Source organism: Allomuricauda sp. d1, from assembly GCF_039592695.1.
Classification (GTDB): domain Bacteria; phylum Bacteroidota; class Bacteroidia; order Flavobacteriales; family Flavobacteriaceae; genus Flagellimonas_A.
The window spans coordinates 911,216-928,327 of the sequence record NZ_JBBUTK010000002.1 but is presented as its reverse complement, the minus strand read 5'-3'; the positions used below and the strand labels follow the sequence as shown (position 1 = coordinate 928,327).

Genomic DNA, 17,112 nt, shown 5'->3' with positions numbered 1-17,112 from the left:
CTATAAGGTAAATGAAAAAAACCCGTCCGCCTTTGGCGGATGGGTTTTTTGATTGATGTGTAAACTCAGCTGTTACTTCTTCTTTTTCTTAGCTTTTTCTTCTTCGAGAACAGCGATTGCATCAGTTGCATTTGACAATTCTGCATGTTTCATTGCTGTGTAACCTTTGTCGCACTTTTTCTTTACATCAGCTCCATTCTCGATCAAGAGCTCAAGTATCTCTGCCTTGTTGTAACGGGCTGCAAAGTGAATGGGGGCCATGCCCAGTGATTTGCGGTTGACATCTTCGCCAAGCTCTATCATTTTTTTGACTGTTTCTACATCACCTTTGATAATGGCATTGCAGAAAGAATTCAGTTTAAAGTCTGGTGCAAGGTGAATGTCTTTCGTAACTTTGGTTGGGTTGTCGAGTTCATTGGCCTGTGTTGAAACCAAAAGGCAAAGTGCGGCTAAGGTTAGAATTGTTTTTCTCATGATGAATAAATTTTTGATTAATGAATTGTTTATACCAAATAGACTGACTTATTCGCAAAATGTTACGAGATTAACAATTAAATAACTAAGGTTTAACAAAATGCACAACGAGAAGGACTTTCTATAATCTTTCTTTTAGAAAAAGACATTTTTTACTGAATATGTCAAAATAAACACCTGCAACAAAAAATGGATAAAAAAATAATCTTGATGATTTTGGATGGATGGGGAAAGTCACCCAATCCTGATGTGTCGGCAATTGAAAAAGCACAAACACCATTTATTGATTCACTGTACAAAACTTACCCGAATGCCGAACTGTTGACAGACGGAATGAACGTAGGGCTTCCCGAGGGGCAAATGGGCAATTCAGAAGTGGGCCACATGAATTTGGGCGCAGGTAGAATCGTTTACCAAGATTTGGCCAAGATCAACAAGGCCGTGAAAGAAAACAGGCTCAAAGATGAAAAGGTACTCCAAGATGCCTTTGAATATGCAAAGACGAACAATAAAAAAGTCCATTTTTTAGGGCTTGTCAGTAATGGTGGCGTTCACAGCCATATTGAACACTTGAAGGCCCTTATCGAAGCTGGCAACCAAACCGGTGTAAATAATATGTTCGTCCATGCCTTTACCGACGGTAGGGATGTTGACCCAAAAAGCGGCAAAGGCTTTTTAGAAGACCTGCAAAACTTCTGTACCGATAAAAACACAACGCTGGCCACGGTCATCGGCAGGTATTATGCCATGGACCGAGACAAACGCTGGGAGCGTATCAAATTGGCCTACGACCTTATTGTAAATGGTGAAGGCGAACGGTTTGGCAACGTCTCTGAAGCGATGCAGATGAGCTATAACAAAACGGTTACCGATGAGTTTATCAAACCCATTCTGTTGGATGTGGATGGAACGGTCACCAAGGGGGATGTTGTCATTTTCTTCAATTTCAGAACCGACCGGGGGCGTGAACTTACCCAGGTGTTAAGCCAAAAAGATTTTCCTGATTTTGAAATGGAAAAATTGGATTTGTATTATGTCACCATGACCAATTATGATGACACGTTTGAAAACGTCAAGGTGGTTTATGATAAGGAAAACATTCACGACACCTTGGGAGAAGTGCTCTCCAAAGCGGGAAAGAAACAAATACGTATTGCCGAAACAGAGAAATACCCCCATGTGACCTTCTTTTTTAATGGCGGAAGGGAAGAACCCTTTGGGGGTGAAGAGCGCATTTTGTGCCCCTCGCCCAAGGTGGCCACGTATGACCTTCAACCTGAAATGAGCGCCTATGAGATCAGGGATGCCATTTTACCAGAATTACAAAAAGGGGAAGTCGATTTTGTCTGTCTCAATTTTGCCAATCCAGATATGGTGGGCCATACCGGAGTTATGGAAGCTGCCATCAAAGCCTGCGAAACCGTTGACCAATGTACCAAAGATGTGATTTTGGCGGGCAAGGCCAATGGGTATTCTACAATTGTTATTGCCGACCATGGCAACTGTGATACCATGGTCAACCCCGATGGAAGCCCGAATACGGCGCACACCACAAACCCAGTTCCCTTGATTTTGGTCGATGATGACATCAAAAAAATCAAAAGTGGGGTTTTGGGAGATATCGCCCCAACAATTCTTCATCTAATGGGTATTGAAAAGCCCAAAGCCATGACACAAGAATCATTGGTCTGATTGCGATTCGCTTTTTGAAATCCGTGTATCTTTGCACCCATGGTAAAAATCAAGACCTTAGAAGAAATTGAGTTGTTGCGTGAAAGTGCCCAAGTGGTCTCAAAAACACTGGGCATGCTGGCCGCAGAAATCAAACCTGGAGCCAATCCCTTAAAATTGGACAAAATGGCCGAAGAGTTCATTCGCGAAGAAGGTGCAACACCCGGTTTTTTGGGCATGTACGACTTTCCGAATACGTTGAATTGGAGTCCGAATGCCCAAGTGGTCCATGGCATACCCAATGACGAACCATTGAAAGAAGGGGATATCATTTCTGTGGATTGCGGGGCGCTTAAAAACGGATATTACGGCGATCATGCGTATACTTTTGAGGTTGGCGAAGTTGCCGAAGAGACAAAAAAACTTTTGAAGGTCACCAAAGAATCACTGTATATCGGCATTCGAGAATTCAAAATTGGCAATCGTGTCGGTGATGTCGGTTTTGCCATTCAAAACTACTGCGAAAGCCATGGCTATGGGGTCGTTCGTGAATTGGTCGGCCACGGACTGGGCCAAAAACTGCACGAAGGCCCTGAAATGCCCAATTATGGTAAAAGAGGTCGGGGCAAAAAGTTTGTCGATGGTATGGTCGTTGCCATTGAACCCATGATCAATATGGGCACACGGCGCATCAAACAATTAAAAGACGGGTGGACAATACTTACCGCTGATGGCAAACCCAGTGCACACTTTGAACATGATGTCGCCCTGATTGATGGCAAACCCGAATTGCTTTCCACGTTTCAATATATCTATAATGCCTTGGGCATTGAATCTGATGAAGAAACAGCGTTCAAGAGACACGAATTTCACTAATTTTCACGAATGCTCTCTGAAAAATTAATCTATAAAGATGAATCTTTTTTTTATTATCGGATTGTGCATGGATGTGCATAATGAGTTAGGAAAAGGGTTTACCGAGGTTGTATATTCAGATGCTTTAGAATTTGAACTAAAAACAAATGGAGTGCCATATGAAAGAGAAGTAAAATTTGATATTCTTTATAAAGGCACTAAACTATTTCTTCATTACTACGCAGATTTTGTAAACGAAGACAAAATTATTTTAGAACTCAAGGCTATAAAATCAATTACCGATAGCCATATCAAACAAACACTCAACTATCTTGCCGTATCAAAATTAAAATTAGGGTTACTGGTTAACTTTGGAGAAGATAGTCTCACGTACAAAAGAGTTCTGTTATAAGTATTTGTGAAAATTCGTGCCATTCGTGTCCAAGATATTTAAGTACTTTCTTAACCTATTACCAAGACCATGGCTCATTAAACTGAGCTATTTGGCCAGACCTATTCTGGCAGTGTTTTTGAGGGGAAACAATTATACAGACCCCATTGATGGCAAAAGTTTCCGCAGTTTTTTGCCCTACGGTTATGAAAATCCGAGAGAAAATGTGCTATCGCCCTCTACCCTATCGCTTGAGCGGCACAGATTGCTATGGCTTTTTTTAAAGGAAAAGACCGACTTTTTCACTGAAAACCTGAAAGTCTTGCATTTTGCCCCCGAGCAAGCTTTTCACAAACGTTTCAAGAAACTCAAGAATCTTGATTACACCACGACAGATTTGAATTCACCGCTGGCCGACATTAAAGCTGATATCTGCAACCTTCCATTTGATGATGATTCATTTGATGTGATTCTTTGTAACCATGTATTGGAGCACATCCCTGATGACAAAAAGGCGATGCAAGAACTCTATAGGGTCATGAGACCGGGTGGTTGGGGCGTGTTTCAGATTCCGCAAGATTTGAATCGTGAAGCCACTTTTGAGGATGATACCATCACAGACAAAAAAGAACGGGCGAAAATCTTTGGCCAATACGACCACGTACGCATTTATGGCAGGGATTACTTCGATATACTCAGAAAAGTCGGGTTTGAAGTTAAGGAAGTTGATTTGACATCAGAGCTTTCAGAAGAAGAAATAGAACGTTATCGTTTGGCAAAGGGTGAAATCATTCCGTTTGTTTCAAAACCTTCGTAAACTATCTCAGGACGGACAAGCCCACTGATCATTGGTAGAAAATGTACATTAGACTTCGACGCAAGCATCCGGAACATTAATTCTCGATTATCGAGTCAACGACCAATGCCTCAAACCCAGGTGTCATAAATTCTTGGGTTTCCCCTTCGGTGTCCAGGTAAATGATGTAAGCAGACAATTCTTCTTGCTTCACGAGCAGTTTAATGGATTCGTCCAAATCCATTGCCATAAAAGCCGTGGCATAGGCATCGGCAGTGGCACAATCGTTTGCTACCACACTCGTCGCCAAAACATTGGAGTTTTTGGTATAGCCAGTCTTTGGATCAATGGTGTGCACATATTTTTTACCTGTCACTGTATCGACACGAAACTTGCGGTAATTACCAGAAGACGCCAAGGCCTTATCCTTGAGCGCGATGGCCAACTTTAGTTTTCTACCCTGAACTACCTGTGGGTCGTCAATCCCCACGGTCCATCGCTTTTCAGAAACAAGATTGGTGCCCTTGGCCAAAACCTCGCCCCCTACCTCGACCAAATAATTTTTAATACCTTTTTCATCAAGCATGGCCCCCAATCGGTCAATGGCGTAGCCTTTGGCCACCGCATTGAAATCAAAACGTATCGCAGGGTGACTTTTGGCAATCGTACCCTCTGCATTCAAATGCACCTTTTTCCAGCCAACAAACTCTAAAAGACTATCCACTTTTGTACTATCCAGTACTATTTGCTGACCGGGCCCGAAGCCCCATGCATTGACCAGAACACCCACAGTAGGGTCAAAATAGCCCGATGTTTTTTCATGTACTTTTTTTGAAAGCTTGAAGACCTCTTCAAACATCTTGTCAACAACCACGGTGGAATCTCCTTCGTTGATTTTTGAGATGTCAGAATTTGTAATGTAGGTCGACATCGATTGGTTCACCGCCTGAAAAACAGAATCGATTTCCTTTTGAAAATCCAGTTCTTCATCGGCAATATAGGTGATGGCATAGGTAGTGCCCAAGGCATTGCCGATATTTTGGTTTTTTACCAGCGGGTCTGACTGGCATCCCAAAAAAAATATCAATATCAAAAAAAGTAGAGAAATCCGCATTTATAGTTCTATTAGACCTTCGTAATCTACAATATAATCTTCATTGAGATACACGGGAAGTTGTTGGTCTGTAGCATTTGTCAGGCCCACACCCGCATAATAGGTTCTTGCCTCAAACTTATCGGCATGGTTTTTCATTTTCTCCATCAAGCCCTCATCAAACTCTCTTGGATTATTGGGATGGGTTACATTTCGCACTACAATAAAATGAAGTACTTTATTCTTTAAGCATACAAATTGTGGATTCTTCTTCGGCTTGCTGTTGACCGCCATGAATTCAAATCCGTCGGCTTCCAACTGTCGGCCAACAATATTCATAGCCAGATTATGCAGTTCTTGTTGGGTGAGCTCTCTTCTTTCATTTTCATTGTCCATATAGCCAAAAACAAAAAGACCTGACGGGTTTTGAAAACCTGTCAGGTCTATCTTTGTATATCTAAAGGTTATCCTCCAAAGTCATCAAAACGAATATTCTCATCAGGAATACCAAAGTCTTCGCCCATTTTCTGAACGGCCTTGTTCATCAAAGGTGGACCACAGAAATACAGTTCAATATCTTCAGGGGCTTCGTGGTGGTTTAGATAGTTGTCAATGACACAATTGTGAATAAAACCAACGAAACCATCACCTTCTTCATCATTGATATCTTTTTTGACCTTCCAGTTGTCTTCTTCCAAAGGCTCTGATAGCGCCATATAGAACTTAAAGTTTGGGAAATCCCGCTCTAACTGTTTAAAGTGGTCAATATAGAACAACTCTCGTTTTGAGCGACCCCCGTACCAATAGGTCACTTTTCTATCAGTCTCTAAGGTCTTGAACAAATGATACAGATGCGAGCGCATTGGGGCCATACCCGCACCGCCGCCGACATAGAGCATCTCGGCTTCTGACTCGTTGATGAAGAACTCTCCGAACGGCCCTGAAATGGTTACTTTGTCACCTTTCTTACAGTCAAAAATATAAGACGATGCGATACCGGGGTTCACATCCATCCACCCATTTTTTGAGCGATCCCATGGTGGGGTTGCGATACGCACGTTCAACATGATCTCACGCCCTTCCGCTGGATACGACGCCATTGAATAGGCGCGCTCTACTGTTTCTGTATTTTTCATCACCAAAGGCCAAAGGTTGAACTTGTCCCATTCCGCCTGAAACTTATCAGGTGTCTCATGTTCTTCAGGATGGGCCGTGATGTCAATATTTTCGTATTTAATTTCACAGGGGGGAATTTCAATTTGTATGTATCCACCTGCCTTGTAGTTCATATCTTCAGGAATCTCAACCACAAACTCCTTGATAAAGGAAGCAACATTGTAATTTCTGACCACGGTAGCTTCCCACTTTTTGATACCAAAAACTTCTTCAGGTATGGTGATTTCCATATCCTGTTTTACCTTGACCTGACAGGCCAAGCGCGCACCTTCGTTCAATTCTTTTTTGGAAAAGTGTGGTGTTTCGGTAGGCAGTGCCTCTCCCCCACCGGATAAAACATGGCATTCACACTGAATACAGGTTCCACCACCACCACAGGCTGAGGGCAAAAATACTTTTTGGTTCCCCAAGGTGGACAATAACGTTCCCCCTGACGAAACCTCTATTTGTTTTTCACCGTTGATGGTCAATGTTACCGGACCTGAGGGTGATAATTTTTCTTTGGTGAACAACAACAATGCCACCAAGAGCAACAACAATATCAAAAATGCAACTACGGTAATCAGAATGGTACCTCCGGTTGTAGCTAAAATCATCTTATTCGTTTATGACTTCGTTATAAGAGACAGTCTTGTCGTCTTTTTCAATTTCTTTTTCTAATTCTGTGACCTCTTCGGTCGGTGTTTCTTTATCTTCTTTCTCGATGGATTCGGTGACTTCTGCATCTTCAGGCGGTTCGTTATCACCAGTCAACATCCCTCCAAAACTTTGAAAACCGATGCCCATCAAGCCGGTAATGATAAACGTAATACCCAATCCGCGCAGTGGTGGTGGCACGTTTGAATAGCGAATCTTTTCACGGATGGCCGCAATTGCCAAAATGGCCAAAAACCAACCTATACCCGAGCTGATACCATAATTCAATGCCAAGCCGAGCGTAGGAATGTCACGTGCCTGCATGAACAAAGACCCTCCAAGAATGGCACAGTTCACCGCAATCAGGGGCAAAAAGATACCCAAGGAATTGTACAGTGAGGGTGAAAACTTTTCAACCACAATCTCTACCAACTGTACCATGGTGGCAATGGTGGCGATAAACAGAATGAACGATAAAAAGCTCAGGTTGTAATCCGCATATTCTGGACCCAACCAAGCCAAAGCCCCATCGCGCAGCAAATACTGATCTAACAACCAGTTCAACGGCACGGTCACGCCCAACACGAATATGACCGCAGCACCCAAACCAACCGCTGTGGTGACCTTTTTTGAAACCGCCAAATAGGAACACATTCCCAAGAACACGGCAAACACCATGTTGTCAATGAAAATGGACTTAAAAAATAACTCTAAATGCTCTAACATCTTTTATTGTTTATGCTTCTTCAATCAATGCCCTGTTTCTTGAGCGTTGTACCCAAATGATGATACCTACCACAATCAACGCGGCGGGGGGAATGATCATAAATCCATTGTTTTCATATCCAATGGAATACAATCCCGTTTTTGCGATGGGGTCGCCCAAAACCTTGTAACCAAAAAGGGTTCCTGAGCCCAATAATTCCCTGAAAAATCCAACGATAATCAAAATGACACCATAACCAAGGGCATTGCCAATACCATCTAAAAAGGAACGCCAGATGCCATTACCAAGTGCAAAAGCCTCAAAGCGGCCCATAATGATACAGTTGGTGATGATCAAGCCCACGAAAACTGAAAGCGTTTTGCTGAGCTCATAGGCAAAAGCTTTTAGCACTTGGTCAACAATGATTACCAAGGTTGCCACGACTACCAATTGTACAATGATTCGAATTTTTGAGGGAATGACATTCCGCAAGAGCGAAATCACAATATTGCCCACACCCATTACGAAAATCACTGAAATGGCCATAACAACCGAAGCCTTCAATTCAGCGGTAATCGCCAAGGCCGAACAAATACCCAGTACCTGAATGGTGATGGGGTTGTTGTCGGCAAGGGGGTCTAAGATTAGATTCGCATCTTTCTTTGATAATAGCGCCATACTAATTCGTCTTAATCGTTTTTAAATATGGTTTGTAGAGGTCTAGGCTTTCTTTGATCATATCGGCCACGCCGTTACCGGTAATGGTTGCACCTGCCAGAGCGTCAATCTGGTGGTCTTCTTTATCGTTGTTCAAGGGATCGTTGTTGCCCTTTGCAACTTCAATACCGACCCAACTTTCATCCTCTAGAATGTACTCGCCTTTGAAATCATCCATAAAATAACGGAGCTTGATGTTTGCTCCGAGCCCAGGGGTTTCGCCCTTGTGGTCAAAATATACACCTTGAACGACCATGTTCTCATCAAGTGACATGAAGCCCCAGATGTCATCCCACAGGCCTTTACCGTACATCGGTAAAATGTAATATGACTTACCATCTTTTTCACCCACAAATAGTGGCAACTTGCCCTCTGAGCCATTCTTTACAGCAGCGAGTTGTTTTTTCACGTCAATTAGGTATGCGGTACTATCGACTTCAGTATCTCCATCGGTATCAACTACCAATTGTTTGGTGATAAATTTTGAAAAAGCTTGTTCCACCCTATCCGTTGGCACAAATACCACATCACCCTCGCCCTCGTTCTCATTCACGCCCATTGCGTAAAGAATGTTCTGCTGTTTTTCAAAACGCTCGTTCTCACTGATCTTGGGTTTCAGGCTTGTGGCAAGAAATGCCAGGATTGAGCCTACAATCACCACCATGATTACCGAAAAAATAACAGTATAAACGTTTTTGTCTGTATTGATCGCCATTTTAAACTGCTTCTGCTTTTAGTTCTTCTTTTCCTTCGGATAACTTTGGATAAATGGTCGCGTTCTGCATTCGCTTCAAACGTCTTCTGACATTGCCGCGAACCACATAATGGTCGATGGTCGGTGCAAAAACGTTCATCAGAAGAATCGCCAAGAACACCCCTTCAGGATACCCCGGATTGAACACCCGAATCATGACAGAGAGGAAACCTATCAGAAATCCATAAATCCATTTTCCTTTATTGGTCTGTGAGCCGGTCACTGGATCGGTGGCCATATAAACAATACCGAAGGCCAAGCCTCCGACAATAAGGTGTTGCCAGAAATCAAAGCTCATCAGTCCGTAGAATTTACTGTATTCTTGAATCCACCCGGCTTCAACGACCCCATTGAAGATCAAGCCCATGACCAGTGAACCGATCACAGCGCTGACCATGATGCGCCAACTGGCAATTTTTGTAAAGATCAGGAACAAGCCCCCAAGCAAAATCAACAATGTGGAGGTTTCACCCACCGAACCGGGAATGAACCCAAAAAACATCTCTGACAAATCATACTTGGCAAATGCCTCGGCATTATTGCCTTGTGCCAAATAGCCCAAGACCGTTTCACCAGAAATGGCATCGGTTGAACCTGCTTGTGTGATACCATCTTTGGCACCATGCACCCAAACCTTGTCACCACTCATCCATGTAGGATAGGCAAAAAACAAGAACGCGCGAATGGTCAAGGCCGGATTCAGAATGTTCATGCCCGTACCGCCAAAAACCTCTTTGCCGATGACCACGCCAAAGACAACGGCAACAGCCAACATCCAAAGGGGGGTGTCAATAGGAATGATCAATGGTACCAACATACCGGTAACCAAGTATCCTTCTTCTACCTCATGCCCTTTGATGACGGCAAAAATAAATTCGATGAGAAGCCCAACCCCATAAGAAACAATGACTAAGGGCAGTACCTCTGTCACACCGACCCAGAAATTATCCCACGTCAAAAAGTGCTCGAACAGTGAAAAATTCTCTGGAAAACCGTTGATGGCCGAATAATGCTGATACCCCGCGTTGAACATACCGAACAGCAAACAGGGCACCAAGGCCAAGATGACCGTGTTCATGGTACGCTTCAGGTCATCTGCCGCCTTCACATGGGTTCCACCATGGGTGGTCTCATTGGGTGTGTACAAAAAAGTGTGCAGGGCATTGAAGGCCGGAGCCATTTTTTTGCCTTTGAACCTTTCTTTGATAATGTGCAATCTTCTTTTGAGCTGTAATGCCATCTTTTATCCTATTTCTTCGTACAATAAATCAAGTCCTTCCCTGATTATTTGTTGGTGCGGTTGTTTTGAGATGCAGATAAATTCCGTGAGGGAAAAATCTTCGGGAGCCACCTCGTAAAGCCCCAATTGTTCCATTTCATCAATATCCTTTACCATGCAGGCCTTTAACAGTTGCAGTGGATAAATATCCAATGGAAATACTTTCTCATATTGTCCTGTAACCACAAATGCCCGATGTTCGCCATTGGTATTCGTGTCAAGATCATACTTTTTGTTGGGCTGCATCCAAGAGAATGTCAAGGCCCTTGTGGGTGAAATCTTATTGAAGACCGGTTTGTTCCATCCAAAGAATTCATAATCATCACCTTCAGGAATTGCAGTCACCGTGCTGTTGTAAAAACCAAGATAGCCGTCAGGTTTGACCCTGCTGCCTGTCAACACATCACCGTTGATCAAACGGAACTTCTTGAGATTCACCCCACTCGCGTACAGAAAGGTCGAGATTTCAGTCCCGATTTTTGTAGTGTAGTATTTTGGTGTTTTCACTGCCGAACCTGCCAAAGCGATGGTTCTCTCAGCGTTGAACTTGCCCGTCAGCAAAAACTCGCCAATGATGATCAAATCTTGTGGAGCGACCGTCCAGACCGTTTCTCCTTTATTGATGGGATCTATTTTATTGATCTGCGTACCGACCAGACCTGCTGGATGTGGGCCCGAGACTTTGTGCAAAACTGCCCCCTCAACGTTCGAGAATACAGAATTTGCCTTGTCTTTGACCGAGATGTGTACCTTTCCGGGGGTCATTTTTGACAATGCGGTGATGGCCGCTTGCAGCTCATTTTCCTTTCCGCTCAACACGTATTCTACATCTGCTGCCAAAGGTGCTGTGGCCACGCCTGAGATGAAGATGGATTTTGGCACCACATCAGGATTCGCAACCCTATCATACGGACGCTGTTTGATAAAGGGCCAACAACCTGACTCAAGCAACAGCTCGCGCAATTCTTCGCCATCGGCCTTTTCTAGATCCACTTTTTTGTTGACCAAAAACTCCTGTTCCTTATCCGCCAAAATCTTTAGGGTCAAGATACGCCGTCTCGCCCCCCTGAAAATTTCGACCAATTCGCCACTGACCGGTGAAACAAATTTCATGGCCTCATTGCTCTTATTGTAAAAAAGCGGCTCGCCAGCCTTGATTTCTTCTCCTTCCTTGAGCATCATTTTAGGGGTGATGCCATGAAAGTCTTCTAGGTTGTATGCGTAGATATTGCTTAAAACGGCCTTTGAAGTGGTATGTTCAGCAGCGCCGACAAGGTTGATGTTCAAACCTTTTTTAATCTTAATGTCTTTAGACATATTGATGTAGACCTTATGTTATGAAAAATTGCACGCAAATTTACTACTTAACCGATTGTTTTCATAATAATTGCCTAGAAAATTGGGATTACATCGAGCTTAATTTATACGGCATACATTTTGTTTACCTTTGACGGCTAAATTGGCTGAAAATGCGTCTTTTGATCAAACAATTTATACTTCTTTTGATGATTCTGCCTTTATACTCACAGGTTCAGGAAGAAGTAAATCCACCGCCACACATTAAAACAGTGGTGTTCAAGGGGCCGACGGAAGATCAATTTCCGGTGGTGCAATTGGGCGATCCGATTATGTTGGAGTTTGATGATCTTTCGGCCAGTGAGCAAGACTATTATTATAAAATCATTCATTGCGATTACGATTGGACGCCCTCCCAATTGTTGAAATCACAATATCTGGATGGGGCCGACAACCAACGGATCATCAACTACGAGAACAGCTATACCACTTTACAACCGTACTCGAACTATCGATTGCAGCTACCTAATAACGAGGTACGACTCAAAGTGAGCGGAAATTACGTGCTTGAAATTTACAATATGTATGGTGAGCTGCAGTTTTCAAGAAGGTTTGTGGTCTATCAAGATTTGGTTGCCGTAGCCGCCACCGTAAAACGTTCACGTGATTTTAAGTACCTCAATGAAAAACAAGTGGTGCAGTTCAGCATCAATACGTTGGATTTTCCAGTGGTAAATCCAAAAAAGGAAATCAAAGTCGCCATCATACAGAACCATTTTTGGCCCACGGCCATTTACAATATCGCACCGCAATTCACCATTGGCAATGAATTGGTATACAGATATGACCAAGAAACAAGTTTCTATGGGGGCAATGAGTTTTTGAACTTTGACACTAAAGATTTGCGATCTCCCTCTTTTGCCATCTCGAGAATAGAATTTGAAGACCTCTACCATCATTACCTGTTCACGAATGATTATCGATACGACCAAGAATACACCTTTTTTCCTGATATCAATGGTGATTTTGTGGTTCGGACGCTACAGGGGGAAGATGTCTCACGCGAAGCAGAGTACACCGAGGTTCATTTCAGCCTGCCCTACACCAACGAACTGGGTTTGGATGAAGTTTATGTCGTCGGGAGGTTCAACAACTACGACCTGAGTGAAGAAAACAAAATGGTATTCAATGAAGAAACAGGCAATATGGAACTCGTCTACCCCATCAAACAGGGCTTTTACAATTACAAGTATGTGATTGTTGGTGAAGACGGTGAGGTCAAATTGAACCAAGTTTCAGGCAACTTTCATTTTACCGAGAACAACTATCTTATTCTTATCTATTACCGCGATTTTGGTGAAATGTACGACAGTATTATCGGCATCGGCTCGACCAATTCACGGAGTATTACCAATTGATTAAATTTACGCCCATAACCAATCAACCATGGGCAAGGGCAAAGAACTGATCAGCAAAGGCCGTTACGAGCTCAAATTTAGAGGTACAGAATGTCTCAATTGCGGGCATCCTTTGGATGTCAGCGACAAATACTGCCCCAACTGCTCTCAGGCCAACAGTACAAAAAGATTGGTGCTCAAAGACTTTTTTGATGAGTTTCTCTCGAACCTTATCAACTATGATTCAAAATTGCTGGCCACCCTGTATACGATGTTGGTCAAGCCAGGAACGATTACCAAAGATTACATTCGGGGCAAACGCATTTCGTACACCAATCCGTTTCGGTTCTTGTTGAGTTTGGCCTTTATCTATTTTTTGATGTTCACCTACAACAGCAACCTCACTGAGTTCGATGAGTTCGGGGAAAAGTTCAGTAGTGGTTTAAAAAAAACCGGACCTTTTTCGTTTTCCTTTAGTGCTGATGAGAAAACACAAGATAGCATTGAGGCCCAAAAACGTACCGAATTGGCGCTAAAGCAATTGGATTCGTTGGGCAAAAGCGGAGTTCCTGGTCTAAAAGAAGTATCTGAAATGGGTATACTCGATAATTTCGACTCCATCCAAGCGGTAGCGAGGAGAAAGGAAATGATACGCGACTCAATGATTTTAAATCATCCTGCAGTATTTTTTGAGCAGTTGGAAGACAGTACTGGCATTGATGATTTCATTCAAAAAATGGACTTTTTTAGAATGCTTATTCCCGAAGACACCCTAAAGACTTTCTCAGAGGCCAAAAGTCGTTACAACATCAAGAATTCATTGAAGAACCGCATGGCCTTCAACTCTGCAAACAGTGCATTGAAGGTAGCGGCACGACCGGGCACCTTTTTGAATGACACCCTTTCAAAGCTTCCTTTTGTCATATTTTTCTTTTTGCCATTGTTTGCCGTTTTCATTTGGGTGGCGTACATCCGTAAAAAATATACCTATACCGATCATTTGATCTTTAGTTTTCACAACCAGTCACTATTATTTATCTTGCTGATCATAAGCCTGATAGTCGATTCTATTTTCGGCACCGCCAGTGCAGGACTGTTCATATTGGTGTTCGCTTTTTACCTGTACAAGGCCATGCGGAAATTTTACGGGCAGGGTAGGCTTAAAACGATTGTCAAATACATATTTCTGAACACGATTTTTACCTTTTTGGCCTTTTTGATGGTCATATTGTTGTTCACGGGAAGTGTTTTTACCTATTAGAAAATGATCACACAGGTTACCAAAGGAATAAAAGTTTCAGTGCAGACCACATTTGAAGGCACGTTCTTCAAAAACTATAAAATGCACTATGCTTTTGGGTACACCATCACCATTGAAAACCAGAGCAAGAATGCCGTACAGCTGACCGCCCGCCACTGGGATATTTTGGATTCCCTGAAAGAGGCGGAAACCGTCGATGGCGAAGGTGTCATCGGCAAAAAACCTGTGATTCAACCTGGCAAATCCCACACCTATAGTTCTGGTTGCCTTCTGGCCTCACCGATCGGTGCTATGAAGGGCTTCTACAACATGGTCAACCTTTCATCATCTGAGTCATTTGAGGTTGAAATCCCAACCTTTAAATTTTCTGCTCCGTTTGCATTGAACTAGAATACATTATTCATTTTTAATTCTTGATTGCCGATGTCTAGCTATAAATCTTTTGAAGAGGTGGACTATTGGCAAAAATGCCAATTGGTAAAAAATTGGATTAATCACTTCATCAAAACCAAGATACCCAAGAATGATTTTGATATGGTTCAGAATATTAGGAGAGCAGGGCGTTCAACTACACGAAATATTGCTGAAGGTTTTGGTCGTTTTCATTTTCGAGAAAACATGCAATTCTGCCGTATCAGTAGAGGTTCTTTATTCGAAATCAAAGATGACTTACTCACTTGTGTAGAGGAAAAAAATGTCTCTAAAGTAGATATCGAAGAAGGATTGCTACTAATTAATGAAGCTATCTATTCTGTTTAATGAAGCTATCTATTCTGTTAATGGTTACATCAAATATCTTGAATCAAAAACCAAATAACCATTAATCAATAATGAGCAATCAATAATTTTTTATATCCAATCAGTGTTTCTTTTTGGGATATGGTTTCCGTATTTTTGGAGGATTAATTTTAAAAAATATTCTCCACAATGGGCAAAGGTTTTTTTCAAGTTCCAACTGCTATCAACGAACCTATCAAAAGTTATGCTCCGGGCACCCCAGAGCGTGAGGAAGTCCTTAAACAATATAAAGCATATTACAACAGTCAGGTTGAGGTACCGCTCTATATCGGTAGCGAAGAAATCAAGACCGGTGACACCCATCCGATGTCGCCCCCGCATGAGCACAAACATGTAGTGGGGCAGTACCATACCGCTGAAAAAAAGCATATTGAAAAGGCAATCACCAACTGTCTTGAAGCCCGTAAAAAATGGGCCGACCTCACTTGGGAGCAGCGTGCTGCCATTTTTCTCAAAGCAGCAGATTTGATTTCCGGGCCTTACCGTGCCAAAATCAATGCAGCTACCATGATGGCACAATCAAAGACCATTCACCAAGCAGAGATTGATGCTGCCTGTGAGTTGATTGATTTTCTACGTTTTAATGTGGAATTCATGAGCCAAATCTACGAAGAGCAACCCTACTCTGCCGATGGCACTTGGAACCGTGTTGAATATCGCCCATTGGAAGGATTTGTGTATGCGATTACCCCTTTCAATTTTACAGCCATTGCCGGAAACCTTCCTGCCAGTGCCGCTATGATGGGGAATGTCTGTGTCTGGAAACCCAGTGACGGCCAAGTCTACTCAGCCAAGGTCATTATGGATGTCTTTAAGGAAGCCGGTCTACCCGCCGGGGTAATCAACATGGTCATGGGCGACCCCGTAATGATTACGGAAACCGTTTTGGCTAGCCCAGATTTTTCGGGCCTGCACTTTACCGGCTCTACCACCGTGTTCAAAGAATTATGGAAACAGATCGGTAACAACATCCATACCTATAAAACCTATCCTCGTATTGTCGGTGAGACCGGTGGCAAGGACTTTATCATCGCGCACCCAACGGCCAAACCACAACAAGTGGCGACGGCAATCACAAGGGGAGCCTTTGAGTTTCAAGGTCAAAAATGTAGTGCGGCTTCTCGGGTATATTTACCAAAATCAACTGCAGATGAAATTCTTGATTTGGTCAAAAAAGATGTGGAGAGCTTCAACAAGCCAGGCTCGCCCGAGGATATGTCAAACTTTATCACGGCGGTCATTCACGAGGGATCTTTTGACAAGCTGGCCAAATATATCGACCAAGCCAAAGCGGACAAGGATGCTGAAATCTTTGCAGGTGGCAATCATGACAAATCTGTGGGGTATTTTATCGAACCAACTGTCATTGTTGCCAAAGACCCCAAATACACCACCATGTGCACCGAACTCTTTGGGCCCGTGGTCACAGTATACATCTATGATGATGCAGCTTGGTCAAAAACATTGGAGTTGGTCGATACCACTTCAGAATATGCTTTGACCGGTGCCGTATTGTCAGCGGACCGCTACGCCATCGAAGAGGCTACCAAAGCACTACAGAACAGTGCGGGCAACTTTTACATCAATGACAAGCCAACGGGAGCCGTGGTCGGCCAACAGCCTTTTGGTGGCGCAAGAGCCTCTGGTACCAACGACAAGGCGGGCTCGGCACAAAACCTGTTGCGTTGGGTATCACCGCGATTGATCAAAGAAACCTTTGTGACACCCGAAGATTATCGTTATCCGTTTTTAGGGTAGAACAATCATTGATTAAGTATGAATGTGGGTCCTTCTACAAAATCAAGTAGAAGG

The 17,112-nt window shown here is 43.1% G+C and carries 18 protein-coding genes; 9 read left to right on the top strand and 9 right to left on the bottom strand.

The genetic code is table 11. The features are described 5' to 3' along the window. Positions 1–72: 72 nt before the first annotated feature. Positions 73–474 carry an ankyrin repeat domain-containing protein gene (locus AAAH86_RS11285; RefSeq protein ID WP_343487725.1) on the bottom strand — a complete coding sequence of 134 codons (402 nt, stop codon included), beginning with the start codon at positions 472–474 and terminating at the stop codon, positions 73–75. Between the two features lie 189 nt (positions 475–663). On the opposite strand from AAAH86_RS11285, the gene gpmI reads away from it, so the two are divergent. The 4 genes from gpmI to AAAH86_RS11265 are packed head-to-tail and all read left to right on the top strand — an operon-like array spanning position 664 to position 4,208. After that, entirely contained in the window at positions 664–2,166 is a 1,503-nt protein-coding gene (gpmI, locus tag AAAH86_RS11280) for a 2,3-bisphosphoglycerate-independent phosphoglycerate mutase (RefSeq protein WP_343487723.1), read from the top strand. A gap of 39 nt (positions 2,167–2,205) precedes the next feature. Next, positions 2,206–3,021: a type I methionyl aminopeptidase gene (gene map, locus AAAH86_RS11275; RefSeq protein ID WP_343487722.1), complete on the top strand. Its 816-nt coding sequence runs from the start codon at positions 2,206–2,208 to the stop codon at positions 3,019–3,021. 37 nt (positions 3,022–3,058) lie between these two features. Beyond that, complete coding sequence (locus AAAH86_RS11270) at positions 3,059–3,412, top strand: GxxExxY protein (protein WP_343487721.1); 354 nt, start codon at positions 3,059–3,061, stop codon at positions 3,410–3,412. Between the two features lie 25 nt (positions 3,413–3,437). Further along, positions 3,438–4,208, top strand: a complete 771-nt coding sequence (locus AAAH86_RS11265; protein ID WP_343487720.1) for a methyltransferase domain-containing protein — start codon at positions 3,438–3,440, stop codon at positions 4,206–4,208. A gap of 76 nt (positions 4,209–4,284) precedes the next feature. On the opposite strand, the gene AAAH86_RS11260 is transcribed toward AAAH86_RS11265, so the two are convergent. The 8 genes from AAAH86_RS11260 to AAAH86_RS11225 all read right to left on the bottom strand — a co-directional run bounded on the left by AAAH86_RS11260 (position 4,285) and on the right by AAAH86_RS11225 (position 11,865). Continuing rightward, a complete protein-coding gene (locus AAAH86_RS11260) occupies positions 4,285–5,301 on the bottom strand; it encodes an FAD:protein FMN transferase (RefSeq protein WP_343487719.1) in 1,017 nt (338 codons plus the stop codon). Continuing rightward, positions 5,302–5,676: a Na(+)-translocating NADH-quinone reductase subunit F gene (locus AAAH86_RS11255; protein WP_343487718.1), complete on the bottom strand. Its 375-nt coding sequence runs from the start codon at positions 5,674–5,676 to the stop codon at positions 5,302–5,304. Between the two features lie 68 nt (positions 5,677–5,744). Then, on the bottom strand, positions 5,745–7,052 hold the full coding sequence (nqrF, locus tag AAAH86_RS11250) for an NADH:ubiquinone reductase (Na(+)-transporting) subunit F (protein ID WP_343487717.1): 1,308 nt from the start codon (positions 7,050–7,052) through the stop codon (positions 5,745–5,747). Between the two features lies 1 nt (position 7,053). Continuing rightward, the gene (gene nqrE, locus AAAH86_RS11245; protein ID WP_343487716.1) at positions 7,054–7,818 is read right to left on the bottom strand and encodes an NADH:ubiquinone reductase (Na(+)-transporting) subunit E; all 765 of its coding nucleotides are present in this window, start codon (positions 7,816–7,818) and stop codon (positions 7,054–7,056) included. Between the two features lie 10 nt (positions 7,819–7,828). Next, positions 7,829–8,476, bottom strand: a complete 648-nt coding sequence (locus AAAH86_RS11240; protein WP_343487715.1) for an NADH:ubiquinone reductase (Na(+)-transporting) subunit D — start codon at positions 8,474–8,476, stop codon at positions 7,829–7,831. A 1-nt stretch (position 8,477) separates the two neighbouring features. Further along, on the bottom strand, positions 8,478–9,230 hold the full coding sequence (locus AAAH86_RS11235) for a Na(+)-translocating NADH-quinone reductase subunit C (protein WP_343487714.1): 753 nt from the start codon (positions 9,228–9,230) through the stop codon (positions 8,478–8,480). A gap of 1 nt (position 9,231) precedes the next feature. Next, on the bottom strand, positions 9,232–10,509 hold the full coding sequence (locus tag AAAH86_RS11230; protein WP_343487713.1) for an NADH:ubiquinone reductase (Na(+)-transporting) subunit B: 1,278 nt from the start codon (positions 10,507–10,509) through the stop codon (positions 9,232–9,234). 3 nt (positions 10,510–10,512) lie between these two features. Beyond that, positions 10,513–11,865, bottom strand: a complete 1,353-nt coding sequence (locus tag AAAH86_RS11225) for a Na(+)-translocating NADH-quinone reductase subunit A (protein WP_343487712.1) — start codon at positions 11,863–11,865, stop codon at positions 10,513–10,515. Positions 11,866–12,017: 152 nt separating this feature from the next. Between AAAH86_RS11225 and AAAH86_RS11220 the strand changes: the two genes are divergently transcribed. The 5 genes from AAAH86_RS11220 (at position 12,018) to pruA (ending at position 17,058) form a co-directional block, all read left to right on the top strand. Then, positions 12,018–13,262 carry a type IX secretion system plug protein domain-containing protein gene (locus AAAH86_RS11220; protein WP_343487711.1) on the top strand — a complete coding sequence of 415 codons (1,245 nt, stop codon included), beginning with the start codon at positions 12,018–12,020 and terminating at the stop codon, positions 13,260–13,262. A gap of 28 nt (positions 13,263–13,290) precedes the next feature. Further along, positions 13,291–14,502, top strand: coding sequence for a DUF3667 domain-containing protein (locus tag AAAH86_RS11215; RefSeq protein ID WP_343487710.1), 1,212 nt, complete (start codon positions 13,291–13,293; stop codon positions 14,500–14,502). Positions 14,503–14,505: 3 nt separating this feature from the next. Beyond that, on the top strand, positions 14,506–14,892 hold the full coding sequence (gene apaG, locus AAAH86_RS11210; protein WP_343487709.1) for a Co2+/Mg2+ efflux protein ApaG: 387 nt from the start codon (positions 14,506–14,508) through the stop codon (positions 14,890–14,892). A gap of 33 nt (positions 14,893–14,925) precedes the next feature. Beyond that, positions 14,926–15,261, top strand: coding sequence for a four helix bundle protein (locus AAAH86_RS11205; RefSeq protein WP_343487708.1), 336 nt, complete (start codon positions 14,926–14,928; stop codon positions 15,259–15,261). A 168-nt stretch (positions 15,262–15,429) separates the two neighbouring features. Continuing rightward, positions 15,430–17,058 carry an L-glutamate gamma-semialdehyde dehydrogenase gene (pruA, locus tag AAAH86_RS11200; RefSeq protein WP_343487707.1) on the top strand — a complete coding sequence of 543 codons (1,629 nt, stop codon included), beginning with the start codon at positions 15,430–15,432 and terminating at the stop codon, positions 17,056–17,058. The last annotated feature ends 54 nt before the right edge of the window (positions 17,059–17,112 follow it).